At 41.3% G+C, this 25,577-nt stretch carries 26 protein-coding genes; 9 read left to right on the top strand and 17 right to left on the bottom strand.

The features are described from left to right. Positions 1-52: 52 nt before the first annotated feature. The 3 genes from BGP78_RS19030 (at position 53) to BGP78_RS19020 (ending at position 2,179) form a co-directional block, all read left to right on the top strand. The gene (locus BGP78_RS19030) at positions 53-475 is read left to right on the top strand and encodes a hypothetical protein (protein WP_119862870.1); all 423 of its coding nucleotides are present in this window, start codon (positions 53-55) and stop codon (positions 473-475) included. Positions 476-763: 288 nt separating this feature from the next. Continuing rightward, the gene (locus BGP78_RS19025; protein WP_119862869.1) at positions 764-1,567 is read left to right on the top strand and encodes an alpha/beta hydrolase; all 804 of its coding nucleotides are present in this window, start codon (positions 764-766) and stop codon (positions 1,565-1,567) included. A 216-nt stretch (positions 1,568-1,783) separates the two neighbouring features. Continuing rightward, positions 1,784-2,179, top strand: coding sequence for a VOC family protein (locus BGP78_RS19020; RefSeq protein ID WP_119862868.1), 396 nt, complete (start codon positions 1,784-1,786; stop codon positions 2,177-2,179). Between the two features lie 98 nt (positions 2,180-2,277). Here the strand turns inward: BGP78_RS19020 and BGP78_RS19015 are convergent, their stop codons facing one another. From BGP78_RS19015 to BGP78_RS18985, 7 genes are all read right to left on the bottom strand, one after another. Further along, a complete protein-coding gene (locus BGP78_RS19015; protein ID WP_119862867.1) occupies positions 2,278-4,272 on the bottom strand; it encodes a TonB-dependent siderophore receptor in 1,995 nt (664 codons plus the stop codon). 124 nt (positions 4,273-4,396) lie between these two features. Further along, positions 4,397-4,660, bottom strand: a complete 264-nt coding sequence (locus BGP78_RS19010) for a hypothetical protein (protein WP_119862866.1) — start codon at positions 4,658-4,660, stop codon at positions 4,397-4,399. Positions 4,661-4,822: 162 nt separating this feature from the next. Beyond that, complete coding sequence (locus tag BGP78_RS19005; RefSeq protein WP_119862865.1) at positions 4,823-5,074, bottom strand: hypothetical protein; 252 nt, start codon at positions 5,072-5,074, stop codon at positions 4,823-4,825. 4 nt (positions 5,075-5,078) lie between these two features. Beyond that, complete coding sequence (locus tag BGP78_RS19000; RefSeq protein ID WP_119862864.1) at positions 5,079-5,483, bottom strand: DUF1761 domain-containing protein; 405 nt, start codon at positions 5,481-5,483, stop codon at positions 5,079-5,081. 85 nt (positions 5,484-5,568) lie between these two features. After that, positions 5,569-6,090: a response regulator transcription factor gene (locus tag BGP78_RS18995; RefSeq protein WP_119862863.1), complete on the bottom strand. Its 522-nt coding sequence runs from the start codon at positions 6,088-6,090 to the stop codon at positions 5,569-5,571. Positions 6,091-6,094: 4 nt separating this feature from the next. Then, a complete protein-coding gene (locus tag BGP78_RS18990) occupies positions 6,095-7,318 on the bottom strand; it encodes a sensor histidine kinase KdpD (RefSeq protein ID WP_119862862.1) in 1,224 nt (407 codons plus the stop codon). Positions 7,319-7,418: 100 nt separating this feature from the next. Beyond that, the gene (locus BGP78_RS18985) at positions 7,419-7,820 is read right to left on the bottom strand and encodes a DUF4440 domain-containing protein (RefSeq protein ID WP_119862861.1); all 402 of its coding nucleotides are present in this window, start codon (positions 7,818-7,820) and stop codon (positions 7,419-7,421) included. 144 nt (positions 7,821-7,964) lie between these two features. Between BGP78_RS18985 and BGP78_RS18980 the strand changes: the two genes are divergently transcribed. Together BGP78_RS18980 and BGP78_RS18975 are read left to right on the top strand one after the other, a co-directional pair. Beyond that, positions 7,965-9,029 (top strand): ketoacyl-ACP synthase III, encoded by a 1,065-nt coding sequence (locus BGP78_RS18980; RefSeq protein ID WP_119862860.1) that lies wholly within the window; start codon positions 7,965-7,967, stop codon positions 9,027-9,029. Between the two features lie 65 nt (positions 9,030-9,094). Beyond that, positions 9,095-10,564 (top strand): aminoacyl-histidine dipeptidase, encoded by a 1,470-nt coding sequence (locus tag BGP78_RS18975; protein WP_119862859.1) that lies wholly within the window; start codon positions 9,095-9,097, stop codon positions 10,562-10,564. An 84-nt stretch (positions 10,565-10,648) separates the two neighbouring features. On the opposite strand, the gene BGP78_RS18970 is transcribed toward BGP78_RS18975, so the two are convergent. The 3 genes from BGP78_RS18970 to BGP78_RS18960 form a co-directional block, all read right to left on the bottom strand. Further along, positions 10,649-11,086: a BLUF domain-containing protein gene (locus tag BGP78_RS18970; RefSeq protein ID WP_119862858.1), complete on the bottom strand. Its 438-nt coding sequence runs from the start codon at positions 11,084-11,086 to the stop codon at positions 10,649-10,651. A 162-nt stretch (positions 11,087-11,248) separates the two neighbouring features. Next, positions 11,249-12,616, bottom strand: a complete 1,368-nt coding sequence (locus BGP78_RS18965; protein ID WP_119862857.1) for a M17 family metallopeptidase — start codon at positions 12,614-12,616, stop codon at positions 11,249-11,251. Positions 12,617-12,675: 59 nt separating this feature from the next. Next, positions 12,676-13,047, bottom strand: coding sequence for a hypothetical protein (locus tag BGP78_RS18960; RefSeq protein ID WP_119862856.1), 372 nt, complete (start codon positions 13,045-13,047; stop codon positions 12,676-12,678). 88 nt (positions 13,048-13,135) lie between these two features. Here BGP78_RS18960 and BGP78_RS18955 point away from each other — a divergent pair, with 88 nt between their 5' ends. The 3 genes from BGP78_RS18955 (at position 13,136) to BGP78_RS18945 (ending at position 17,768) form a co-directional block, all read left to right on the top strand. After that, positions 13,136-13,306, top strand: coding sequence for an oxidoreductase-like domain-containing protein (locus tag BGP78_RS18955; RefSeq protein WP_404936059.1), 171 nt, complete (start codon positions 13,136-13,138; stop codon positions 13,304-13,306). 252 nt (positions 13,307-13,558) lie between these two features. Further along, positions 13,559-16,204 (top strand): TonB-dependent siderophore receptor, encoded by a 2,646-nt coding sequence (locus BGP78_RS18950; protein ID WP_119862854.1) that lies wholly within the window; start codon positions 13,559-13,561, stop codon positions 16,202-16,204. A 97-nt stretch (positions 16,205-16,301) separates the two neighbouring features. Beyond that, on the top strand, positions 16,302-17,768 hold the full coding sequence (locus tag BGP78_RS18945) for a sulfotransferase (protein ID WP_119862853.1): 1,467 nt from the start codon (positions 16,302-16,304) through the stop codon (positions 17,766-17,768). Here the strand turns inward: BGP78_RS18945 and BGP78_RS18940 are convergent. Next, a complete protein-coding gene (locus BGP78_RS18940) occupies positions 17,710-18,630 on the bottom strand; it encodes an alpha/beta fold hydrolase (RefSeq protein WP_119862852.1) in 921 nt (306 codons plus the stop codon). The genes BGP78_RS18945 and BGP78_RS18940 overlap by 59 nt on opposite strands. Positions 18,631-18,776: 146 nt before the next feature. Here BGP78_RS18940 and rlmF point away from each other — a divergent pair, with 146 nt between their 5' ends. Beyond that, positions 18,777-19,664, top strand: coding sequence for a 23S rRNA (adenine(1618)-N(6))-methyltransferase RlmF (rlmF, locus tag BGP78_RS18935; protein WP_119862851.1), 888 nt, complete (start codon positions 18,777-18,779; stop codon positions 19,662-19,664). A gap of 113 nt (positions 19,665-19,777) precedes the next feature. On the opposite strand, the gene BGP78_RS18930 is transcribed toward rlmF, so the two are convergent. The 6 genes from BGP78_RS18930 to BGP78_RS18905 form a co-directional block, all read right to left on the bottom strand. Next, complete coding sequence (locus BGP78_RS18930; RefSeq protein ID WP_119862850.1) at positions 19,778-21,178, bottom strand: ATP-binding protein; 1,401 nt, start codon at positions 21,176-21,178, stop codon at positions 19,778-19,780. Positions 21,179-21,235: 57 nt separating this feature from the next. Further along, a complete protein-coding gene (locus BGP78_RS18925; protein ID WP_119862849.1) occupies positions 21,236-21,817 on the bottom strand; it encodes a thymidine kinase in 582 nt (193 codons plus the stop codon). A 94-nt stretch (positions 21,818-21,911) separates the two neighbouring features. After that, complete coding sequence (locus BGP78_RS18920; RefSeq protein ID WP_182912336.1) at positions 21,912-22,691, bottom strand: amino acid ABC transporter substrate-binding protein; 780 nt, start codon at positions 22,689-22,691, stop codon at positions 21,912-21,914. 86 nt (positions 22,692-22,777) lie between these two features. Next, on the bottom strand, positions 22,778-24,142 hold the full coding sequence (locus BGP78_RS18915) for a DNA-3-methyladenine glycosylase 2 family protein (protein ID WP_119862847.1): 1,365 nt from the start codon (positions 24,140-24,142) through the stop codon (positions 22,778-22,780). Positions 24,143-24,257: 115 nt separating this feature from the next. Beyond that, positions 24,258-24,866, bottom strand: coding sequence for a superoxide dismutase (locus BGP78_RS18910; protein WP_119862846.1), 609 nt, complete (start codon positions 24,864-24,866; stop codon positions 24,258-24,260). A 21-nt stretch (positions 24,867-24,887) separates the two neighbouring features. After that, entirely contained in the window at positions 24,888-25,394 is a 507-nt protein-coding gene (locus tag BGP78_RS18905; protein WP_119862845.1) for a hypothetical protein, read from the bottom strand. Positions 25,395-25,577 lie beyond the last annotated feature (183 nt).

Here is a 25,577-nt window from a genome sequence, read left to right as displayed (position 1 = left end):
TCCAGATTTCATGTTATAAGGACAATATAAAGTAAACCTAGGTAAATCTCAGATGGATAATAAAAAGTATCAGCTATATCAAATAAGTGTTGTGTTTAGCATGGTCTTTGCTTTGGTTGGCTTTTCTTACAACATTTGGCGACTAGAAGCCACGGAAACAAATGACAATATTCGTGTCGCTTGTTTCGAAACACTTAAAGAACTTTCAGCATTAGAGCAAATTACCTATGCCGCCTATTACGACCAAAACAAACTTGAAGGCAACCCAAGAAAAGGCTGGGTGCGAGTCGGGCTGGTCAGAGACTTTAGTGCACTCACCACCCCCAGTATTGAAAGCAGTACCAAAGCGCTCGAGCAAGTTTGGAGCAATAACTGGCAGTTGCTCTTTGATGATCAAGAAGCCGTTAATAAAATTGGCGGGAGTATAGATAAGGTGCGAACAGAAATTAAGGCAGTACTGACCGCGCTCAATTAAAGACACACTGTAAAGTAACATCTATATAAAGAATCAAGAGCATCGTTACTATATTGCTTGACTTTCGTCTAGAAAATCACCACCTTTTTCTGTAAAGTGTTGTTACTCATCGCTGTTTACTCGAACAATAGTTGAGCATAACCACTCTGTGCTTGTGTATAAACGCATTCAGGTATTTAGCTAGGCTCAATATTAGTGCCTAGCCTGTCCTCCTAAAAAAATCAAAGACTTGACAAATACCCAACATAAATCAGCGCTTAGTCTCAATAATAAAAAGGATCTAAAATCATGATAAATATAATAACTATCTTATTTACACTGTTATATACCAGTGTAACTTATGCAGCTGTTTCTACTGACGTATTGAACATTTCGTCAAAACGACTTGCGGAAGACCGAAAAGTGGTGGTAAAGCTGCCTGTAGATTATCAAACAAATAATAATAAAACATACCCTGTGGTCTATGTCCTAGATGGTGAAACAGAATTGGACTTAACTTCAAGTTTGTTGCATAGAATGTACTTAGCGAATGAGGCTCCTCAACATATTGTTATTGGTATATATAACACCGACAGGCTGAGAGATCTTGCTCCCACAGTGAATCATGATCCTAGAGGTCCAGTAGGACAAGGAGGCGGCGCAGACAAGTTTTTAGATTTTCTTGAAATGGAACTTATACCACATATAAATCAACATTATCGGGTATCACAAGACAAAGCGATTATAGGCTCATCAATCGGTGGCCTCTTTGTTTTACATAGCCTTCAATCACGCCCTCATTTATTTCAAGCCCATTTAGCATTCAGCCCAGCTGTTTGGTGGGGCGCAAGAAAAACACTAAAGCAGGTCAAGCACTTTGTGCAGCACACTCCAGAGTTAAATAATTTTCTGTATACCAGCATAGGTAATGAAGGAGGCGAAATGCGTGAAGTGTATGACTCATTAAAGCCCGCGATAGAAAAGCATTTGCCTAAGCAACTCGCATTCCACTCAGATGTTTTTCCAGACGTGCCCCATGGACTCGTTTTACCCGCAGGCTTATTAGATGGACTTAGAGCATTAATCGCACATAACAAGGGTAAACAGAGGTAATTGTCTGAGTTATTTTGTATACCAAATAACTCAATACAAGGCTATGGTTGACTAAGAAACAACCATAGCCCTATCGCCCCCTAATGCGATAGGTACATACAACGTGTACTCTATCGTATCGATTATTAGTCACTTTTACGACCAAGAGCTTGCCTAACTGGTCATACCGATAATCAATATTTTATTGAATAATAATGCCCTTAAAAGGATAGAATTTTGAAAATACTCACGAATATATGTTCAGATGACCTAAGTAAATGCAAGCAATTTTATATTGCACTCCTTGGTTTAAACGTAAAATATGAAAGCGATTGGTACGTACAGCTATGCTCCCCACTCAACTCAGAAATAGAGTATGGCTTGATACAAAAAGATCACGAATTGGTGCCTGCCGAATACCAACAATTACCAACTGGCATGTATGTCACTTTTGTTGTGTCAGACGTAGATAGTATTTATAAAAAAGCAGTACAACTGGGTGTACCGATTGTTCAGAGACCTAAAAATGAGTTCTATGGTCAACGCCGATTTCTTACGAAAGATCCGAGTGGTTGCCTTATTGATATTTGCTCCCCGTTTTCGATGTCTAATACATCAGTCCAAACAGAATAAAAAAGAGTCATTCTATTCATAGTAATATAGCCAGTAAGATAGAGCGATTACCTATAATACACTTGAGCATAAAAGTTTAATAATACAAACAAATGCCATTAAAATGTGTAATTATACTGCAAACGGATACTGCGCCCCTGTGCTGGTACTGTACCATTTGGCATTCTGGGGTCGAACACGCCATAATTTTTATCAAATAAGTTTTGCGCTTTTGCGTTCAAAGACTGTGTAGGTGACACTTGCCATGTCACGCTGGCACCAACAATGAAATATGAAGATTGGTCATAGTGAGGCGCTAAACTTAGATCTAACGACTCAACAAATACCGCATCACGCCAAATAGCATTCAAACTATATTGAAACTCTGACACTTGATGCGTTAACGCCATTGCCCCAAAGCGCTTAAAACTTGCATTAAATGGTTCATCAAACAATTGCGTGTAACCCACTTCAAACCAAGTACTTGCAGATAAATTAAAGTTCCCGTTAAGTTCTATACCCTGCACACTTGTTTCGAATACGTTGTCGAACGTAAAGCGGCCCTGCTGCACATCAATTGGCACAAGGTTTATAAAGTCTTCAAGCTCATTATCAAATACAACAACATCGGCTTGCCAAGAATCATATTGCGTATGCCACACTATCTCCGTTGTTTTAACATACTCAGATTTTAGGTTTGGATTACCAATCGTCACATCATCATTTGAGTTAAGCTCATTGCTTACTGGGGTTCTAAACGACTCTCCATATTGCAACTTTAATGTATGGCCTTCAAAAACATCATATATAACCGCTAATCTCGGAGAGAGTTTATTATCTATGTGCTTTACTTCATCAAAACGCGCACCAATAAATAAGGTGACTTTATCGTGTGCTTGATACTTGGCTTGCCCATAAGCGGCATAAGAGTCAAAAGACTGCAGTAAATCGCTAAAAGCAGCGTAATCAACAACGGTAATAACCCCCCCTTGATCAAACGCCTCACCTACATAAATATCACCACGTACAAAATCAAAATAACTCGTTCTAACTCCGGCTTTAGATTGCTCCTCTTCGGAGTACTCCGCACCAAAATTAAGTACCAAACTTGGGTCGACTATATAAGAAGCATCAAGCTTAAGCGTGGCGTCTTTGGTACTCCATGCCGGCCCGACATAAAAGTCACGCTCTAACTCGAGTTGTTCTGCACTTGCTATCAAGCCATTACTGTCGATCTGGTGCTCAACATATTGTAATTCACTGGTTACTTCCCATACTTCATCATTTAACCATGTATAAGCAAAATTGAACGCGAGATTTTCACTTTTGTGGTTATTACCTTTGGACCACCCAGCTAGGTTTACAAACTCACTTAATTCAGTTTGGTTATGATGTATGGCAAAGTGCCCTTGCTTCCACTTAACACCCACTTCAATAAAATGGGTATTAAGTGGGTCTCGCACATCAAATTCAGCGTAACGTTCACCGTTAAGCTGCTCCCATGCCACGTTAGCATATATATCGTAAGCTTCATTCAGTGGCTGAAACACATTCAAGCTACCTTGAAGATGTCCATGCTCACCCACAGCAACCGACACTTGATTGTGCTCTTTCTTTGTCACAACATTCATCACGCCTAAAAATGCATTACTGCCATATAATGCTGAGCCTGGGCCACGAATAAACTCAACACGTTCGATAATTTCCACAGGAATAAAAGGCATATAGACAGACGCTTTGCCAAACGAAGATTCGTTGAGTCTCAAGCCGTTAATCATTACCAAGACATTACCACTATCTAGGTACACACCCCTGGCATGTTCCTTAGGGACAGCTCCAACCCAATCTCCTCGCGTTGACTGAAAACCAGGAACAAAGTTCATCAGGTCGTAAGCATTACTCACACCTAACAGTGAAATATGTTGTTCATTGAAAACGGTAATACTAGAGGGAACGCTCGCGCGTGTTTCTGCGGTTTTTGTTGCTAAAGAAATGTTGACGTCGAGCAGCTCTTCGAAAGATAGTTCAAACAATCCTTCTTCGCTATTAGCTTGAGCTACACTCAAAAATGACACTGCATACCCCAAAAAAAACAACGCTACTCTATTAATCATCACATTCTCTATATTACTAGAACGCTGTGTGCAATAGTTTGCGCCACTGCACAGCAGCCAATTCAACTTTAATAATACAAGCGATGGCTAACTGTGCAAGCTTTTAACTGGAGTTTATTGATAATTAAGCTGTTGCTGTTGACTGTTTGGCCTTAAAGTACTTATATAAACCAATTAATGATGCGGCAATCCAAAAAATTTCAATAACAAAACTGGCAAGGTTAAAGTTGTAACACAAACTAATAAGTAGCAGTATCGCGCCGGATAAGTTCATTAGGTTGTACGTTAAACTCTCTGGGCTTGCTTTTCCTAGTTGCAGCATAAAAAATGCCCCTACTACTAACCCAGTTCCACTCATACCAATTACATCAAACAATATGTCGATCATGTTTTTTCCATCTGTGCAGTCGATAATATGTCGTATCGACTAAAAAAGTCACCCAAACTGACTGGCCCACTCCATGGGAAGGGTTGTTTTCAATCGTTGAAACAGCACAAAACCGCGCAATCGTAACATTGAGGGCACTGAAAGAAAGGTCAAATGTCCGCTCTACTTAAATGTGACTTTACCACCAATTATTTTAAGTGCAGGTGTTCCCCGTATTAGTGTTTGCCGTGAAAAAAGTGTATCGCATTCAGGGCAATGAGTTTGGTTGTGTGTAAAGTCTTTGCTGATCCGTTCAATAAAGCATTTTACCAAAGCACCTTTCCCGCCTTTACGATATTTAAACAACGCAGCTCGACATTTAGCACATGCGATATCAACGGTACGCGTTGGGCCTACTTTGTTTGGCTTCGCCATTTCATTACCCTGTTAAACTTAATACAACGGCATTTAGTATAAACTGAACCACATGGTAACCGCCATTGACTAAAAATAACTTTAATGGCTTTTGTTCAAAAATGTAGCTGATACCAAACGCTGCACAGACAAAACCCAACCCTGTGAGTAGTCCTAACAATATGGCCTCAACTAACGTTGGGTCTTGACCTAACAATACAGCCATGGAAAAAGCTATAAGCAAAGACAGCAGCAGTACCACCCCGTAAATCATTTTGGGATCGCTATTTTTTAAGTCTAAGTCGGTTAAACCGCAGCCTTCCATCCACACCCGCCCAAATAACCAAGGAGAGTACCAGATGCCTCCCAGCATGAATGAAGAAAGTGCGGCCAATAGCACTGCCCAATAATTTAGTTCTAATATTTCCATGGCCCATATCTCTCACTGTTCATTATTCCAATTTAGTTAATAAACAGACCGTATGCAACCATACAAATGTTCAAGTATTTGGTAATTACCTTTGCGCAGGTTTTTTTTGTAATTTACGTTGTAACGTGCGCCGATGCATATTGAGCTGTCTGGCTGTTTGCGAGACATTGCCCTCATTATGTTTTAAAACTTGTTGGATGTGCTCCCATTCTAGTCGCTCAGGAGACATTACCGTATCTGGTAATTGTGTGACAGCACTCTTACCTATCAGCGCCTGTAAAATCACCTGCGTATCAGCAGGTTTAGTCAGATAATCATCCGCGCCTAACTTAACTGCTTCTACCGCCGTTGCAATACTGGCAAATCCAGTCAATAACACTAACTTACTATTGGGGCAAATCGCTTTAAGCGGTTCAATAAAGTGTAAACCTGATTGTGTCGTAAGTTTCATATCCAACAATATGTATTGCGGTAAAAATGACGAGCAAACCATTAATATATCATGCTCATCGTTTACAACTTTGCAGTCAAACCCATACTTGTCCATTCGCCTTGACAAGGTATTTGAAAACGCAATGTCATCTTCTATTATGAGTAATTTTTTCATATCTTTATATTTTGGTAGGAAGGTGTAAATGTGTTTGCGCCCCTAAACTAGGGTGATTTTTAATGGTTAAACTGCCATTAAGTCTCTCAAATGTAGCGTGTGATAACAGTAGCGCTATACCCATTCCTTTATCACTTTGCACTATTTCATGGCCCAGTTCACTTAATTGCATAGGGTCGATCCCTTTGCCGTAGTCAATAATTGTTAAAGACCAGAATTCTTGTTCAGCCTTACTGCACAACTGTATAATATTGGAATGATTTTGCTGATTAGCACGTGCTGCATTATTTAAAATATTCAATAATGCCGGCAACAACATCGGATCTCCGCTCACTTGTAAATTAGGCGACTCATCCGTTATCTCAATCTTTTGATCTGGGTATTGTAATGCCATAAGTGTTGCCAATTCCTGTAGCACATCCGACACGGCTTTCCCGTGTTCCGTATGGCCTGATTTTAAATTTTCAGTTTGTGTTCTAAACCCTGCAAGCTGTCGCTTACATTGCTCAAGTGCTATCTCTATATCTGGAATTGCAGGGTGCTCAGGGCAATCTTCTGCTATTTCTTCAAATAATAAATTTAAGTTAGCAATGGGTGTTGCCAGTTGATGTGTCGCTTGGGCTGCGGCACTGCCTAGCGCCATTATTTGCTCACTTTTTAATTGCTGCTCTCTCGCTTGCGCCAATTTATGCTCTTTACGCTGAATCTGATTTACCAGCGCCATAACAACCGCAACAATCACAATGACGCTAAAAACAAAATTGACCAACATACCGGTTAAGTGCTGGTGCATGTCCATATGATGCACGTGATGGCTAGGCAGTGTAAAAAATAAATAGCCGTAGCTTGCCAGTGCACACAGCGCCACGATCACAACGTAGTTTTTAGGCACAGTTACGGCTGCTATAACAATGGGTAACAATAATAATGAAACAAACGCATTACTTGCGCCGCCTGATAATGATAATAAAACAGTCAAAAATAATAAGTCAGCTAAGAGCTGCAATAACATCCCAGAAGGGGCAGCTTCACTTGTATGGCGGTACGCGTAGACACTCATTAATTGGAATAACGATTCAACACCAATAACAAGAAAAACAGGGAATAAATTAATGTCTTCTTCAAATAAGTAAGCACCGCTGCACACCATAACCAATTGCAGCACGATAGCGATAGTACGAAGTAATAATAGCCTCCCAATGGATGAGGTAGGAGAAAATACCAACATAAAACCCTAATAGACCGAACGTGATTGTTGCTGCACACTCTAACGCCATTTCTATAAATGGCAAGTACCAGCGGGAGGGTTACCGTGTTATACCAATGTATTATTCTTCAAATAGTAACTCAAATTCAGGACAAGGTGTTCCTTGATGATAAATAAGCTCCCAATGATTTTGTGTGCGCTTCCAAATCGACATACGAATAGAGTAATGCAGTGGCGCTTTAGCACTGTGCCGATACGCAGCATGATAAGTTAATTGTGCAAGGTCGTCGCTTAACATCTGACCTTTAAAAGATTGATTGTAAAATTGCGGTACCTTTTCATTTGGTAGCCGTGACATTACATGGGCCTTGTTAAACATCATACCATTGGCCGATATTTCATGAAAATATGGGCTTAGTAATTTATCTAAACTCGATGATGATTGTCTGATACTCGGCTCTAACAGTACCCTCTCCTGCTCAATTAAATGCCCAAGTAAAGATTCAGAGATTTTTATCGTCATGATAAATAGTCATAATAATTTGAACAATCGTTATTAACAGCGTAGTCGAGAGCGAGCGGCATAACAATAGCTGCTGGCTTTGAAATACAATTTTTGCTATAAATGCCTGCAAGGCCAGCTGGTCAGACAAGAATAGAGAACCTTATGATTTATGCCAAAATTACTGGTTGGGGTAAATGTATCCCACCAGCCACACTTACAAATGACGATATTAGCCAAGTTGTAGACACAACTGACGAATGGATAAGTACCCGTACAGGTATTAAAGCGCGCCGTGTTAGCCATGTCAGCACCGCAGAGTTAGCCACTGTTGCAAGTAAACATGCCCTCGCGTGTGCCGGCCTTGATGGCAAAGAGATTGATTTAGTTTTATTGGCAACCTGTACTCCGTCAACCATGGTGGCAAACACCGCATCACTGGTGCAAAAGAACATCGGTGCAGAAGGTGCCGCTGCGTGTGATACAAATGCGGCATGTTCTGGCTTTTTATACGCACTACAAAATGCCACAGCACAAATTCAAGCAGGCATGATCAAGCGAGCTGTCGTTGTTGCTGCCGAACGTATGACTTGGTATGTAAATTGGTCAAAACGAGATAGCGCCGTACTATTTGGCGATGGAGCAGGCGCAGTTATACTCGAAGCGAGTGATGAACCTTGTGGTCTGCTAAGTACTAAAACGGGCTGTGATAGTACTGATCGTAAAATACTGCATATAGAAAACTATGGCACTGATTTAAGTAGGTACGAGCCTCCGGGGCCATCCGAGCTGCTCTTTGAAGGTCGAGAGATATTCAAGCGCGCTGTAAAAGGGATGAGTGATGCATGTGATGACGTACTTAACCATGCTCAGCTTTCTCTCAGAGACATTGACGTCCTTATTCCACACCAAGCAAACTTACGTATAATCCAAGCGATACAACAACGCTTAGATATCGATGATAATAAAGTTATGGTCAACATTGATAAGTATGGTAATACGTCTGCAGCAACTATCGCGATTGCCCTATGCGAAGCCGTTGAACAAGGGATCATAAAGCCCAACGATAATATCATGTCTGCAGCCTTTGGGGCAGGACTAACATGGGCTGCAAGTTATATAAAGTGGGGTGAACGCGTTACACCGATTAATATCAGCGATGCCACATTACCAGCCACAGATAAAACAGGCTTAGAGCTCATCTCAGGATCAGTGAACGCATGCCAATAAAATGATTCCTTGTCCCCTATTACGATGATAAAATAACAACAATTTTACTTATCTAGGGGACTGTTTTGTTCACCCAATACTCTGATATCGCTCAACTAGAACCAAAAGAAATTTGGCAGTTTTTTGACCAAATCTGTGCCATTCCCCACCCATCTAAACATGAAGAAGCCTTGGCACAATTCATTATAAATTGGGCAACCGAACAAGGGTTGGCCGTTCGTCGTGATCCAACGGGTAACGTCTTCATTAAAAAGCCTGCCACAGATGGCATGGCGCATATCACACCTGTAGTGCTGCAAGCGCACATTGATATGGTGCCGCAAAAAAATGACGATACAGTACACGATTTTACAAAAGATTCTATACGCCCTTATGTCGATGGTGACTGGGTAACAGCAACAGGCACAACGCTCGGTGCCGATAATGGCATGGGTATGGCGTCTTGCCTCGCAGTACTTGCTGCTAACGACATAAAACACGGCCCTCTTGAAGTACTACTCACAATTGATGAAGAAGCAGGCATGACTGGCGCTTTTGGCTTAGAAGCAGGTTACCTAGAAGGCGAAATATTGCTCAACACTGACTCTGAGCAAGAAGGTGAGATCTATATGGGCTGTGCCGGTGGGGTAGATGCAACAATGTCACTCCCTATCCAACGTACTCAAGAAAATCAAAACCATATTGCCTTTAACCTAACATTAAAAGGCCTCAAAGGCGGACATTCTGGTGTAGATATACACACAGGTCGAGCAAACGCCAATAAGCTATTGTCACGCTTTTTAAAAAACCACCTTAATGACATCCCATTTCAACTTATCAACTTTAAAGGTGGCTCATTACGCAACGCTATTCCGAGGGAAGCATATGCGCAAATTTCAGTCGCACCAGAGCATGAGCCGCTATTAGCAACACACATCAGCGACTACCTTAAGTTAGTGTCGGCAGAACTCGCTTCAATAGAAACCACCATCACATTTGAAGCGACCCCTGCGACTTTAGACGATAAGCCAATGACAAGCGACTCAGCAGAGCAAGTACTTGCTCTACTAAATGCATGCCCTAATGGTGTTATCAGGATGAGTGATGATATAGAAGGCGTAGTAGAAACCTCCCTAAATATGGGCGTGATCAATACCCACGACACCGAGTTTGAAGTGCTTTGTTTGGTCCGTTCATTAATTGACTCGGGTCGCGCTGATGTAGAAGGGCAATTGCAATCTTTAGCTCAATTAGCAGGCGCCAATGTAACTTTTTCAGGTACCTACCCTGGCTGGAAACCAGAACCTGACTCTAAAATATTGCATATTTTCCGAGATGTCTATGAAGGTATATACGGCAAAAAACCACATATCATGGTAATACATGCAGGCTTAGAGTGTGGTTTGTTTAAAAAACCGTACCCAGACATGGACATGATCTCGTTTGGCCCAACCATCAAATTTCCACATTCACCTGACGAAAAAGTCAAAATTGATACAGTGGGTCTTTACTGGCAGCAAATGAAAGCCATACTTGAAAATATACCTGCAAAATAAACAATATGAGCCCACGCCTTTATCCTGTAATGACACTCGCATGATAAAGGCGACTATTTAATTACTAGCTCAGTAATTGCAGACTTAACATGCACTATGGAATAGATGATCTGACGAAAATACCTTAAGTAGTTTTACCGCAGGTGATAGCCCCTCGACTAACCCACCTCTGGTGGCGGCTTTTATTACATCGACCAAAATATCATATTTGCTATCACGCTCTTTCTCTAGGTTAATCATGTTCATAGTCCAGCGAGAAAAAACCCGGCAACTTGCTGGCTCTAGATAAATAACCTGACTCTGTAGGTGTCTCTCATCTTGTTCGATGCGGCGATACAAGCTATTAATAACCGTTACGTCACCTTCTAACACCTGCAAAAACCATCCACCGTTATAAAAAAGGCTACCCGTGACTCCTAAAGATGCGTTATTTCGTTTGGCGACTTCTAGGATTTCCAAAAAATCAACGCTTGTAAGCGCTCTACTCGCTTTACTAAGATAAATTAATTGATGTAGTGACATATCCCATTCCCTGACGTGAATTTAACTTAACGTATAGAGAATGAATAAAAATTTGGCAAGGTAAAGATGCAATCAGTTGATGTATTTAATAGTGAGGCATAAAAAAGCGCAGCTAAATAAGCTGCGCATTTCACATGGTATGTTAAAAACCAAAGTGGTAATCTAAGCGCTATAACGCTTCTCAAGATATGAGAACGTCGCTCTGAGGCCTAAGCCTTCACCACCTGCGGGTCTACCCGGCAGTGGACGAATATTCCATGCCATTACGTCAAAGTGAACCCATGGGGTTTGCGATGGCTCAACAAACTCTTTCAAATACAACGCTGCTGTGATTGCCCCACCAAAAGGGGTTGAACCACAATTCGAAATATCTGCCACATCACTTTTGAATAACCCTTTATATTGATCAAACAATGGCAGTTGCCAAACTGGATCTTGATTTAACATGCCCTGTTCCACCAACCCACTTGCAACGTTTTGGTCCGTACTGAAGAAACCCGGTAATTCAGTACCTAGCGCGATGCGACATGCGCCAGTCAAAGTCGCGAAATCCAGCAATAAATCAGGTTGATCATTTTGTGCTTCAGCCAATGCATCACACAAAATTAAACGGCCTTCAGCATCAGTATTATCTATTTCTACCGTGATCCCTTTACGTGTTTTTATCACGTCGCCGGGCCTAAATGCATTACGTGACACTGCATTTTCTACCGCTGGTACTATTACCCGTAATCTCACTGGTAAATTTGCAGCCATTATCATTTGTGCTAAGCCAAGAACATGGGCTGCTCCACCCATGTCTTTTTTCATATTACGCATACCCGCAGCAGGTTTAAGATCCAAACCACCAGAGTCAAAGCACACCCCTTTACCAACTAAAGTAAGCTTTGGATGTGATTCTTCTCCCCATACCAAGTCAAGTAGCCTTGGTTTGTTATCGCTGGCACGGCCAACCATATGAACTGTAGGATAGTTATGCTCTAATAACTCATCACCCACTAATTCATCAAACTGACCGTTAAACCGATCCGCAAGTTCACGCATTATTTCAGCTAAATGCTGGGGCATCATATCTGCCGCAGGCGTATTAACTAGATCCCTAACTAAATAAATTGATTCAGCTTGCTGAGCCACTTTAGTGTAAGTTGACTCATCGCTGATAGCTAAAACCGCTTCTACAGGGGGCAATGATTTATAAGCCGAAAATTGATAAGCGCCCAGCACAAAACTCAGTGCTTGTTGGTCAACAAATTCATTGCTACCTTCAATTTTATACAGGCCCTTTGGTAATTGTTTTGCCAAGTCACCCGCTAGCCACATATCATCTAACGTATCAACCGTACATAACACTAATAGTAACTCACAGCTGCCTTCTGCTGCGAGTGTAAATACCGGTGATGATTGCCCTCGACATGCTTTAATCGCATTGGAAACATATGGTGTCTGCTCATCAAGCCAAGAGTCTAAGTTTGCCTTCTCGACAAAATGTAATGGTGTTCCTTGATCAGAGTGGATCAGTAGTCCGCGCATAATACTCTCTATCTGGTAAATTCTAGATTTAGAATACCAATTTACACCTTCAAGGTCACTTATTTACGGTTTTGATTTGACTTGTTATTAATAGAGAAAGAGCTAGGCAATACGTCAACCCCAACCCATTGTCCTAATTTTACGATTAATGGAATAGTAATTGGTGCAAACGGCAAAAGTGCAAATACACCAAGTCCAAGTCCTTTGCAAATATCGACCAGCTGCTTATTCGCCACTTTTAATTCAGCTTTTTCACCTTCTCCCATTGTGTAGCGTTTATAAATGCTCAGCATCTCTTTTGTTTCTTGCTTTTCTTGAGCTAAAGCCACTTTTAACGCAAGCATAGAGCGCCGTAAGCGAACTTGTTGTTTTCGCTTCGAGATCCTTGCCACTCGCAACGGAGCCTTGTGAACAACTTTGATAAGGCGCATTATCACCAATAATTTAGTATGTATATTGAGAACAGTGTAGCAAAATATACGAGTATGTTACTATGCGATTTTAGTCTTTATTGTTGCTATGTTTATGTCTCAATCAAATCATGAAAATATCAATCAAATTCCACCTGAACCAAAAAAACCAGAGTCAGACGATTGTTGCGGTGGCGGGAGTTGCTGCCCCTGTGTTTGGGATACCTATCGACAAGCACGTAAAATATGGTTGAAAACCATATCTGATGCTTCTGAATGAACAATACAGCGATTTTCGCATCGTCTAATTCCGATTAAAAACCCACCCAAAAGTTCAAAAAACAGCCAAAAACCCCTATTTATTACAAAAACTTATCAAATAGTTTGCCTTTGATAAAAACGCTGCTAAGTTTGGAATAATGCAAATTATGTTTGCATCTTAAGTTAATGATATGTATATATTCAAAAGCGCAAATAATAATACCGAGCGTTATTTAACTTATGACAACAATAAATCAACTGGGGAAACAGGATGAAATTACAAATAAATAAGGTAAGCCGTGCTATCACGTATGCGCTTGCGTCTACAGCCTCGATGGGGATGTTAACTACCTCGGCATTTGCCGCAGGTGAAGATGAAGCTAAAGAAAAAAATATTGAAAAGATTGCGGTAGTCGGTTCACGAGCTGCGCCGAGATCTGTTGGCGATTCACCAGTGCCAATAGATATCATCGGCGGAGATGAATTAGCAAAAGGGGGTGGCGATGATATGCTTGAGCTACTTAAAGGCTCAGTGCCTTCGCTTAACGTGCACCAAAACCCGATTAGTGATGCAGCATCACTCGTTCGACCAGCAAACTTACGTGGTTTACCAGCAGATAGCACATTAATTTTGTTAAATGGTAAACGTCGTCACCGCTCATCTGTTATCGCGTTTTTAGGCGGTGGTATTAATGATGGTGCCCAAGGACCTGATATTTCAACTATCCCGAGCATTGCTTTAAAGCAAGTAGAAGTGCTTCGTGATGGCGCAGCAGCACAATATGGTTCAGATGCGATTGCCGGAGTTATCAACTTCGTGCTAAAAGATGCCGACGAAGGCGGTAGTTTTTCAGTGAAAAAAGGCCAGTTCTTCGAGGGCGACGGTGATACTACAACCTACGAAGGTAATGTCGGCTTACCTTTTTCTGATAACGGTTTCGCAAATTTAAGCTTTCAATATAAAGAAGCCGATGCGACAAGCCGCAGCGTGCAACGACCCGATGCACAAGCGTTTACAGACGCAGGATTAGAAGGTGTTAGAAACCCAGCACAAGTATGGGGTGCACCAGAAATTAACGATGATATTTCGCTATTTGGTAATGTCGGCTTAGAGCTGTCTAACAATGACCAATTTTACATGTTTGGTAACTACTCAGAACGTGACGTTAAAGGCGGCTTTTACTACCGTAACCCAACAACACGACCAGGTGTATATGGTGGTGTCATTAGAAATGTGAATGGTGCACCAACTCGCCGAGATCCAAATGACACTGAACAGCAGAAATTGTGGGATGCGGCTAACCCAACAGTATTAGTCGGCTCGCTCGATGGCTACGACCAACAAATCAACTGCCCCGTGGTTGAAATTGGTACAAATGGCTTACCAGATCAAGCTGCCCTTGATTCCCTAACTGCAGCTAATTGTTTTGCATTTAATCAGGTACTGCCAGCAGGCTTTACCCCATTCTTCGGTGGTAACATCACAGATACGTCGTTCACTGTGGGTACCAAAGGTGAAATTGATGAAGGGTATTTTGAAGGTGCCTACTTTGATGTGAGTGGCTCTGTCGGTCGCAATGAATCACGGTATTTCATCACCAACACAGTGAATGCATCACTTGGTCCTGATAGCCCGCAAGATTTTAGCCCAGGTAAATATATTCAATTAGAAAAGAACTTTAACGCTGATATATCGAAAGGCTATGATTTTGACTTAGCCTATGAAGTTAATGTTGCAGCCGGTCTTGAATGGCATGAAGAGTCATTTGAAGTTATTGCCGGTGATGAAGCTTCATTTATTCCAGGCCCGCTTACTCAACAAGGCTTTGGTATCGGTTCTAATGGTTTCCCAGGTTTTCAACCATCTGCTGCGGGTGTATTTACACGCCGTAACTATGGTGCCTACGTAGACGTTGAAACACCATTTACAGATGAGTTTTTAATGGGTTGGGCATTGCGATACGAAGACTATGACTCATTTGGTTCTACTACAAACTATAAAGTTACTGCTCAGTATCAAGCAACTGATGATCTATCGTTCCGTGGCTCAATCAGTACTGGTTTCAGAGCCCCGACAGTTGGCCAAGCAAACGTCAGTAATGTACAAACAAACTTAAGCAGTGGCGTACTAGTAGATTCAGCACTATTACCACCGACTAACCCGATTGCACAGCAATTGGGGGGAACTGAGCTTCAACCAGAAGAATCTGAAAGCTATACGTTAGGTGCGGTCTATCAGTCAGGTGATTTATTCTTAACCATTGATTACTACAACATCGAAGTCACTGACCGCATTAGTCAATCTGAAAAAATTGCACTATCGCAAGCAGATAAAGATGCGCTAAAGGCAGCGGGTGTTCCGAATGTTGACGGCTTAGCTCAAGTGAGCTTCTTTACCAATGACTTTGATACCACCACGCAAGGTGTTGACGTTGTCGCTAACTACTCTATGGACTTATTAGACGGGTATTCGACTTTCGCATTTGCATACAACTGGAATGAAACGACTGTTGATAAGTTTTCTGCGATCACCGGTGATTTTAAAGTAAAACGCTTAGAAGAAGACTTGCCTAAACATCGTTCATCTATTACTTGGTCATCACAATGGGAAACGATTTCGTCATTTGTTCGTGCTAATTACTATGGCGAATACCAAGGTGTACACGTAGATTATGATGCAACCGCAAAGACCGCAGATGCGTCTGTGACCATCGATGCAGAGGTAACTTACTTCGCAACTGATTCAATTAGTATCAGTGTGGGTGCCAACAACCTATTTGATCAAGAGCCTGAAAAGCTAGATTTTGTTGGTGCAACCGGTATTCCAAACAACAACTGGGGTGGTAAATATTATGAAACATCACCATATGGAATTAATGGTGGTTTTTACTACGTAAAAGCAACATATACGTTCTAAAAAAACTGTAACCCAGCAGTAAAGGCGAAATGGCATTGGCTATTTCGCCTTTTTATTTTTATTATCTATCCATTGACTCTATCTTCATACAAATCACATGTTACTACTAAAAAGAGCCAACGAACTATTGGCCGACGATAAATTACGCGAAGCCGAGTTTATGTTTAAGGCGGTGTTGAAAGAAAATAATAAAAATGGCCCTGCCCTTTTTGGCCTTGGCCGAATATGTATGCGCCTTGAAGAATATGACAGTGCAATCTATTACTTAAAAAGAGCCTGTGAATACCTACCAAAAATGCTCGACCCATTATTTGCGCTTGCTGATGCATTTATTGAGGCAGGATCACCAGTTGACGCTAAAACAGTATTAGAATACACCTTGACCGTTGCTAGACACAACGCGCAAGCACATTATGAATTAGGTCAATTCTATTTAGATCATGGCTTTATTGATAATGCCAAACGGACTTTTGAAAAAGGCATCACGTGCCCAAAAGGTGCTGTAACCGCATTCATGCTGTATGAATTAGTGCAAATTGCACCAAAAGCAGATTTAGAAGGATATTTAACCCCGCTACATGAGTTGTTAAATGAATATGATAATAAACGCCTCAAGGTTGTCGTTTATTATGCGCTTGCCAAATGCTGCCATCGTTTAGCGGACTATAACCAAGCATTTGATTACTTTAAATTAGCCAACAGCACACAGCTAGAATATTGTGATTTTAGAACAGAATATATGCAGCCTTTTTTCTCAAGTATCAAAGCGCGCTGCAATACAGATTTCTTTGCGACGCCAAAAGACACAGTAAATACTACATTTGTACCTACATTTATTCTTGGACTACCTCGTACAGGCTCTACCTTGCTCGAGCAAATGCTCATTCAGCATACAAACATTGGTAGCATGGGCGAAAGTACAGTGATCAGTGATAAGCTAGTCCCCTTCTTAACGCATCGTTCAGAGTCTCCATTCCCTGATTGCTTGAATAACCTAACGACCTCAGTGCTCGACCATTGTCGGTCGTTGTACATCGACGAAATCAAAAAACTTCGTGTGGGTGAGCAAGCCGTTATCAATAAGCTCCCTGCTAATTTTCAAAATATAGGTTTAATATACAAGTTATTTCCAGATGCACGTATTATACATTTAACCCGCAACTTTCACGCTACAGCTTGGTCTGTATTTAGCAATCACTTTGCTGAAAATGAGCCTTACTTTTGTTCTCTTACGGAATTCCAGGCTTATGCACAGTTCCATGACGATACTATGTCGCATTTCAAAGCAATGATACCGCGTAATATATACAGTGTAAGCTACGAAGATTTATTGGATGAACCCGCCCTTGAGATCCGTAAAGTATTAAACTTCATGTATCAAGAGTTTCAACCTGAATGCTTAGAGTTTCATAAAGCCCGCCACAAAGTAAATACACTGAGTAAGGCCCAAGTCAGACAACCGTTAAACCAAGCACCACGCTCTAACTGGCGTCACTACGAAAAACTTATGTCAACGATTCTTCCGGCTGATCATAACGCTCAAACCACGACAACAGATCCTTAAACTGATCATCACACGCACATTTATGCGTTAACATATCAATATGGCCATAATCATGTTTATGTCCATATTGACGCCCGTACACCGACAGTTGCTGTACACCACAACCAGACTCATCTATAAACTTTTGAATATCTATGGGTTGTGCCAGCGCTTTATCTTTCACGCCAGCAACATGTAAAGTAGGCGGCAGTGCTTTACCCTCCAACTTTTTCCCATAATCAAACCCATCATCACTGTCTATCCAAGGCGCTCTTTTTGCCCATTGTGCACTTTGCTTGTGAGACTTTCTCGTTTCATTATCACTCCCCCACTTCAATGTCTTAGCCGGCAAATAACCATGTTTTTTAGTGTAGAAATGAGCCAGTCCAAACCACAATAAATTGGCCTGAAAATATTTACTAACATGATGGTTATATAAACTGCGTTTAGAGCCAAAATACACGCATGACGCCACTTTATTCACCGCCTCAGGAAAACGAGCAAAATAACTATTCATGAGTACGCCACCCCAAGAATGAGCAATCCAGTATTTAGGGAAGTCACCGTGGTGTTGTTCAATAAAATTTAACATAGCGGGCAAGTCTTCAATAATCGATTCACTTTGGCCATACTCAGAACTTGATGATATTGCCGGTAAGCTTTCGCCCCGCCCTCTTAAATCAGCCACATAACAATGAAAGCCATGAGAGGCTAAAAATGGCGCAAGTCCTTTATTTTTTTCTGAATAAAAAATCTTGCCATTTTCAACTGCACCATGCATGAAAAAAACACTCGGGCCTTTTGCACCTTCTTGATAAATATGGCGTAAGTGCAAAGTTTGTTTATCACTCAACTGAGTATGCAAAGAGTTTTGTATAATCATTTTTTATTCATTGTTATTATATCGACTTACCTCATCGTACCAGTTGTTTTTTATTACAGCAACAGCATGCCAATCTCTAATTCAATACTAGGCGAGCAGACGATGATTTCGCTATAATAGAGGCAACATTACTAGTCTGAACTTTTATGCACCCACGAAATAAACATAAGCACGGTTATAATTTTGAGTCTTTGGTCGTCGCACTGCCATCATTATCTAAATTCACCACAGTGACACCAAGGGGTGACACTAGCATTGATTTTTCAAATAAAGTAGCGGTAAAAACGCTCAATAAAGCACTGCTAAAACACCATTACAATATTGAACACTGGGACATCGCCGATGAGTTTTTATGCCCACCAGTTCCCGGTCGAGCAGATTACATTCACGCAATTGCTGACCTATTAGCAAATGATTTAGACATACAGACTACCAAGATCACAGGGCTCGATATTGGTACGGGCGCTAATGTCATTTACCCTCTATTAGGATGTGCAGAATACAAATGGCAATTTATTGGATCTGACGTAAACTTAAAAGCCGTGAAAAGTGCACAAACAATTTGCTCTGCTAATAATTTAAACGTAAAACTGCGCCATCAGGTCGAGCCACGCTCTATTTTTAAGCATATTATCTCAGCCACCGACACCCTCAGTTTTAGCATGTGCAACCCACCATTTCATAGCAGTAAGCAGGCAGCACAAGCGGGTACAGCACGAAAGTGGAAAAACCTAAAAAAAGCCCCCCCTAAAACACTTAACTTTGGTGGTCATGCGCCTGAACTCTGGTGCGAGGGCGGTGAATTGCGCTTCATCAAAACAATGATTGCTGAGAGCAAATTATACTCGCAGCAATGTGGCTGGTTTACCTCTTTAGTCTCAAATAAAGATAACCTACAACCACTTAAAAAAGCGCTAAATAAAGTAACCCCTTCAGAGGTTAAAGTGATTAAAATGGCCCAAGGTCAAAAGCAAAGCCGTTTCTTAGCATGGTCATTCATGACTCAAGCACAGCGCCAAGCTTTACATAAATAGCAGTGTTCGCAGCGTATCACTATTACTTAAATGATGCGCTCTAGACACACAAGTACAATAAACCTTAACGCGGTGATGTATCCTCGCTCGCGTTTAACAAGGCTCCACCGGCTTTACCAAAATGGAAACGTAAGAGTAAACGTACTACCAAAGTCAACTTTGCTATCAACATGAATGGTGCCATTATGACTTTTCACAATGGAATTAGCGATAGTCAAACCAAGCCCTGTCGCGGAGCCAATCGGCTTAGACGTATAAAATGGGTCAAATATCTGATGGATACTCTCTGCTGAAATTCCACATCCCCTATCAGTGATGGCTACCTCTAAGCAGCGCTCTTTACGTTTTGCAAATATTTCAACACGGTGGTTCATACTACACTGTGATTCTAGTGCATTTTTGACGATACAGCTTAAAGCTTGGCTTAGCAGATCTGGGGCCGCATTAAACGCATCGTCACACTCAATGTGCATTCTAAATGAGGCTGATAACTCAATGTTTAGTTCACCAAGCACAGTATTTAAGACCTCACCAATATAATTTCCCGATGTAACCTGCTGACTTGAGTTAGTGAAAACATTTAAGTCTTTTACAATATGCGCGATTCGAGTTAGCCCTTGTTTAGTTTCGTTCACTAAGTCTTGGCTTTCAGTTTCGATCCAAAGTAAATCAAACTGGCCTTCAATATCCCTCACAAGTGCGGTCAGTTCCTGATGCTCTTGTGTGGCCAAACGTAACTGTGACCATGCACCATTTAACTTATCAAAATGCTCTGAGATAAACTCATTATTACTACTTATCGCACTTAACGGATTATTAATTTCATGGGCGATCCCAGCCGCTAACTGCCCAACAGAGGCTAACTTCTCTTGTTGCACTAGCACCTGCTGCTGCGCATCAATCTTTTGTTGCGCAATCAATAGCGCCGCATTACGCTGTTCTAACTCATTGGTTCTTATTGCGACACACTCTTCAAGCTCCTCATTAAATGAGGCTAACTTTTCTGCCATATTTGCTAATTTAACCAAGTGTTCGTATGAACGTAACGAAGCGGTTATCACGGTGTACAAACGTTCTTTAGTCAATTCAGTTTTGGTTTTATAGTCATTAATATCATACTTGAGCATTAGCTCATGCTCTGGGATTGAACCTGGCTGGCCTGTTCTGAGTACAATTCTCACCGCCTCATTACAAAGCGTTTGCCTGATTTCTTGAGCGCATTCTAACCCTGCCTCATTTGTCTCCATAATGACATCAAGTAGCACTAAGGCTATGTCTGGTGAGTCTTGTAATATGGTAAGCGCTTCAGATTTACTGTAAGCGTGTAATAGTTTAAGAGCGCGTTGCTCAAATTGGTAGCTTCTTAACACCAGCGTAGACAACTGATGGACAGACTCATCATCATCCACAATTAAAACTAACCATGGGGCTAATGTTGTATCACGCGCTGATTGGGGTTTATGTTGTTTAGGCTCACTGCTGAACAATGCCAGTGGTTCATTTTGATTCGTCATAATAGCCCAAGAAGTTTTACCTCTAAGCTTGGGCTCTATAACGTTATTTTTCAAGTTTTAAACTTGATTTAACGCCGCTTTATAATGGGTGCGGCACACTGAAACATACCGATCGTTTCCGCCAATTTCTACTTGAGCACCATCGGCAATGGCTTTTCCATGTTCATCAGTACGCAAGACCCGATTCGCTTTGCGCCCGCAATGACAAATGGTTTTTAACTCGATCAATTTATCAGCCCAAGCTAATAAATATTGAGACCCTTCAAACAGCTCACTTCTAAAGTCAGTCCTGAGTCCATAACACAAAACAGGGATCTCAAGTTTATCAACCACATCGGTTAACTCATCTACTTGCTGCTTAGTTAAAAACTGGCATTCGTCAACTAAAATACAATCGAGTTTAGCCTGCTCATGATGGCTTTTAATGAGACTATGTAAATCCGTATCGTTGGCATAAACATGTGCATCAGCTTGCAACCCAATTCTCGAAGCAACTTTACCGACTTGTTCACGGTTATCTATTGCAGCAGTCAATATGAACGGGTTCATACCACGCTCACGATAATTAAACGCAGATTGCAATAAAGTTGTCGATTTACCAGCATTCATTGCTGAATAATAAAAATAGAGTTGAGCCATACCAAACCGTTACCAATGATAAAAATGAGCTGTAGTCTACCCAACCTCTGTGCAATTTTCTATGGTGACATGGTGGCTCATCAAAACGAAGTGCTTATTCCAACGCATCTTCATCCATTTCAAGGTAATTCATATAAAACTCAGCAACTGGCATTGTAGCTAAAAGCGACCAAACTGTTTCAATTTCACTCTGATGCTGGGCGAAAAATTCTTTTGAAAACGTTAAAAACCCATAACTCATATCAAATGGTGGGTAAACTGACACAAGCTCTTTTGAATAGGGATACGCACGTACTTTCTCTCCGTTGATCAAACACAGTCCTATTGTGCCATCAACCACATCTTTCATTACCAATTCATAAGATTGCGTTTGAGAACTGGTATTTACTATCGCAAAGCGCTTAGCATCTAGACTCGAGGCTGCTGAATATCCCGTAGGAATAGCTAACGAGAAAGCCTTGTCTTGTTGCTCCATATGTTGATAAAAAACCTGCTTTCCTACCAAACAGCGCCCAAACCGACTGATAGCCATCGCTGGATTTATTTTAGAATCGGCTTTAATTGGGTACTGCATAAATTGTGTTCGCTCTGACCTATAACTGGCGATCACGGCATGTACTTTATTCTTTTTCAATTCATGTAGGCATCGTTGCCAAGGCTTACGTACATATTTAATGGTTATTTCTGGTAGCCTCACATCCACTTGCCGAAGAATTTCAATTGCAGCACCCGGGTTGTTACGTGGAACACCTTGTCCGTTCCCCATATAGGCTGGCGACAACTCTTTATCTTCATAGCAAAAGGTCACTTCAACAGCAAAACACAGCGATGAACTCACACTAATAACGGCATAAACCAAGCTACGTAATAACAAAATCAGGTCCAAACAATCACTCTCTTAGTAACAGTATACTCAAGTGAGTCAATTTTGCTGCCCTAAACGAAGTGCGAACCTTATAATTAAAGGGTACTCCACAATTGAAATGTGAGATAGCTTCGAAAAGGCGCACATTTTTCTGTATCTAGATGACCAACCTGTGCAAACGCTTTCTTTACACCCAAATCGCCACCTAAGTAAATATCAGGGTTGCTTTGACCCCGCATTCTCGCGTAGTCAACAGTCCAAGGGCCAATGCCTTTTATCGACAACCAAGCACTTAAATCATCGTTTTCAGCATGCGCTAAACAGAAGCTCGCTAAACTCTTTAGAGCCGATTTTCGTGATGCTGGCATTTTAAAAAAGTCAAAATCACAAGTATCCAATATCTCTGGGGTTGGGAAGAGGATATCACCCAGTCCCCCCACAGTCCCCTTATTTTCAACTAATTTACACAACAAGTTCTTAGCCGCCTTTACACTTACCTGCTGGCCTAAAATTGCCCTTACTCCCGCTTCAAATGGGTCCCAAATACCAGGTAAACGCAGCCCCTCTACCAATACAACATCTTCCGACAAGTGTTGGCTAATGTGTTGGTTAATAAATTCAGGGTCAGCGTCTAAATCTAATACTCGACGAATGTTAGCGACAACCAAATGTAAACCACGTATATCATTAATCGTAATGTCTACCTTAAAGCCATGGCGTTGTGCATCAAAATATGCGGTAAACGCACCACTATAACCTGATAAAGAAAAGCTCCTTCCATAACTTGTCTGTGTGAGCCACTCAACAGGTTCGATTAACCGCACACTTAAAAACTGGTGAAGTGCTTTCCAATTATAAGGAGGTCGAAACGCCATAAAAAGGCTGATCGGAGCATCAGATACATCACGTTCTTTACGAAACTGACTTGGGCTCAATGAAAACAGCTTTCCAAAAGCATCATTAAAGCGGCGCAGAGAATTAAAGCCACTGGCAAATGCAATTTGAGCCACTGGTAAGCGGGTTTGCTGCAGCAATTGCTTCGCTAAGTCACACTGCTTATACAAGCCATATTGCTTAGGGCTGGTGCCATAGTATTTTTTAAATAAGGCGTTCAAGTAACGCTGAGAAATACCAAGTCTATCAGCTAGCAGTCCAACAGACATGCTGCTTAATACGCCTTCATCAATTAACTTTTTCGCTCTGACGGCCGTTGTTTCAACGCCTAACCACGCATAACTGCCAGGGGCAGAGTCGGGCCTGCACCGAATACATGGCCTAAAACCAGCATCAGCTGCATGATACGCATGCTCGTAATAGGTTACATTTTTTTCATGGGCTGTGGGGGCTGGACAGATAGGACGACAATAAATACCAGTACTTTTTACGGCAACAAAAAAGAGCCCATCGAACCGATGATCTCGACTTTTTCGTGCTTGCTGACATACTTCTGGAGAATACATAAACCACCCATTACAATACAGATACCGAGTATAATAACGTATATTTTTTGTATTGGGTGGCCGGAAATGGTACTGAATATAAATACCCAGAACCACTTATTCATTATCTAATTGATCATAATGCGCCTAAAAAGCGACGTTCAACGTCTTCCCAATTTACAACATTATAAAATGCTGCAATATATTCAGGGCGACGGTTTTGATATTTCAAATAGTAAGCATGTTCCCATACATCTAAACCAAGTATCGGCGTGTGCTGATCCATAAATGGGCTGTCTTGGTTTAAGCTGCTAGTCACTTGTAGTTGCTTATTTTCATCAACAACAAGCCACGCCCAACCACTCCCAAAGCGACTTACTGCTGCCGCAGTGAATAGCGCTTTAAATTCGTCAAAACTGCCAAATTTCTCGTCGATTGCAGTCGCTAACTTACCCGCTTGCAATGTGCCACCTGTTGGGCTCATTACTTCCCAAAACAAGCTGTGGTTATTATGACCGCCAACGTGCTCTTGCACTGCTTTTTGTAACGATTCTGGAAGTGTTTTTATATTATTTAAAAGCCACTGAGTGGGTTTATCTGCAAACTCAGACCCTTCAAGTGCCGCATTTGCTTTATTAATGTATGTTTGATGATGCAACGTATGGTGAATCTCCATCGTTTTTGCATCAATGTGTGGCTCTAATGCATCGTAAGCGTATGGCAGTGCCGGTAGAGTAAAAGCCATGATTATTCCTCGTTTTTTGTACTAATGTAAAGTAACTGAACGTTCAATATGTATGTTAATGCTACTATTAACTTGCACGATCAGCTCTGGAAAGTGGGGATGGTGACTTGCAAAATGCAGTAATTCTTGCCTCGTTTTATTCAAATGATGGTAAGCAATACGAGCAATATCTTCATCAGGGTGTTGCCTCAACTTTGAAACTAACTCATGGGCATCACACAACTTGTGACACGCCGGAGTTGCTTGCCCCATAGCCAAATAACAATCAGCTAAATTATGCGCTGCAACAACAACCGCAGGGCAACAGTGCTCAATAGCACTTAAAACATTATGATCAACATGTGCTTTACAAAATTGCTCTAACAAATGTGTGGCGAGCGTCCAAGCAGCCATGTATTTGTCTCTCGCCTCTAAAAAAGCGCCCCGTTCATAGGCATGATTTCCTGCCAATATATTACTTTGCCAAGGGCTCAGTGCTAAATCGACATAATCGTTAGGGTACTTTTTAAGTTGCTCAGTCAATGACATAAATTCAAATCCAATAACAATGCAATTTGTAAACCAGCGGCCGTAATTTAAGTACGTAACACAGCGCGAGATACACAATGGGTATGAGGTATAGGGAATATACACCGCACAAACGTTATTGCAAATGATTTTTATTTATATTGTGATTAATAAACGCATAACAAAAAGCTTGCTATGCGTTCT

This window comes from Pseudoalteromonas sp. MSK9-3 (genome assembly GCF_003590335.1).
Classification (GTDB): domain Bacteria; phylum Pseudomonadota; class Gammaproteobacteria; order Enterobacterales; family Alteromonadaceae; genus Pseudoalteromonas.
This window is presented reverse-complemented; position numbering and strand designations above follow the sequence as displayed.

Excerpts from the sequence above, each read along its gene's own strand:
- BGP78_RS19030 (WP_119862870.1), top strand. The coding sequence starts at position 53 with ATGGATAATAAAAAGTATCAGCTATATCAAATAAGTGTTGTGTTTAGC.
- BGP78_RS19025 (WP_119862869.1), top strand. The coding sequence starts at position 764 with ATGATAAATATAATAACTATCTTATTTACACTGTTATATACCAGTGTA.
- BGP78_RS19015 (WP_119862867.1), bottom strand. The coding sequence starts at position 4,272 with ATGATTAATAGAGTAGCGTTGTTTTTTTTGGGGTATGCAGTGTCATTT.
- BGP78_RS19010 (WP_119862866.1), bottom strand. The coding sequence starts at position 4,660 with ATGATCGACATATTGTTTGATGTAATTGGTATGAGTGGAACTGGGTTA.
- BGP78_RS19005 (WP_119862865.1), bottom strand. The coding sequence starts at position 5,074 with ATGGCGAAGCCAAACAAAGTAGGCCCAACGCGTACCGTTGATATCGCA.
- BGP78_RS19000 (WP_119862864.1), bottom strand. The coding sequence starts at position 5,483 with ATGGAAATATTAGAACTAAATTATTGGGCAGTGCTATTGGCCGCACTT.
- BGP78_RS18995 (WP_119862863.1), bottom strand. The coding sequence starts at position 6,090 with ATGAAAAAATTACTCATAATAGAAGATGACATTGCGTTTTCAAATACC.
- BGP78_RS18990 (WP_119862862.1), bottom strand. The coding sequence starts at position 7,318 with ATGTTGGTATTTTCTCCTACCTCATCCATTGGGAGGCTATTATTACTT.
- BGP78_RS18985 (WP_119862861.1), bottom strand. The coding sequence starts at position 7,820 with ATGACGATAAAAATCTCTGAATCTTTACTTGGGCATTTAATTGAGCAG.
- BGP78_RS18980 (WP_119862860.1), top strand. The coding sequence starts at position 7,965 with ATGATTTATGCCAAAATTACTGGTTGGGGTAAATGTATCCCACCAGCC.
- BGP78_RS18970 (WP_119862858.1), bottom strand. The coding sequence starts at position 11,086 with ATGTCACTACATCAATTAATTTATCTTAGTAAAGCGAGTAGAGCGCTT.
- BGP78_RS18965 (WP_119862857.1), bottom strand. The coding sequence starts at position 12,616 with ATGCGCGGACTACTGATCCACTCTGATCAAGGAACACCATTACATTTT.
- BGP78_RS18960 (WP_119862856.1), bottom strand. The coding sequence starts at position 13,047 with ATGCGCCTTATCAAAGTTGTTCACAAGGCTCCGTTGCGAGTGGCAAGG.
- BGP78_RS18955 (WP_404936059.1), top strand. The coding sequence starts at position 13,136 with ATGTTTATGTCTCAATCAAATCATGAAAATATCAATCAAATTCCACCT.
- BGP78_RS18950 (WP_119862854.1), top strand. The coding sequence starts at position 13,559 with ATGAAATTACAAATAAATAAGGTAAGCCGTGCTATCACGTATGCGCTT.
- BGP78_RS18945 (WP_119862853.1), top strand. The coding sequence starts at position 16,302 with ATGTTACTACTAAAAAGAGCCAACGAACTATTGGCCGACGATAAATTA.
- BGP78_RS18940 (WP_119862852.1), bottom strand. The coding sequence starts at position 18,630 with ATGATTATACAAAACTCTTTGCATACTCAGTTGAGTGATAAACAAACT.
- rlmF (WP_119862851.1), top strand. The coding sequence starts at position 18,777 with ATGCACCCACGAAATAAACATAAGCACGGTTATAATTTTGAGTCTTTG.
- BGP78_RS18930 (WP_119862850.1), bottom strand. The coding sequence starts at position 21,178 with ATGACGAATCAAAATGAACCACTGGCATTGTTCAGCAGTGAGCCTAAA.
- BGP78_RS18925 (WP_119862849.1), bottom strand. The coding sequence starts at position 21,817 with ATGGCTCAACTCTATTTTTATTATTCAGCAATGAATGCTGGTAAATCG.
- BGP78_RS18915 (WP_119862847.1), bottom strand. The coding sequence starts at position 24,142 with ATGTATTCTCCAGAAGTATGTCAGCAAGCACGAAAAAGTCGAGATCAT.
- BGP78_RS18910 (WP_119862846.1), bottom strand. The coding sequence starts at position 24,866 with ATGGCTTTTACTCTACCGGCACTGCCATACGCTTACGATGCATTAGAG.
- BGP78_RS18905 (WP_119862845.1), bottom strand. The coding sequence starts at position 25,394 with ATGTCATTGACTGAGCAACTTAAAAAGTACCCTAACGATTATGTCGAT.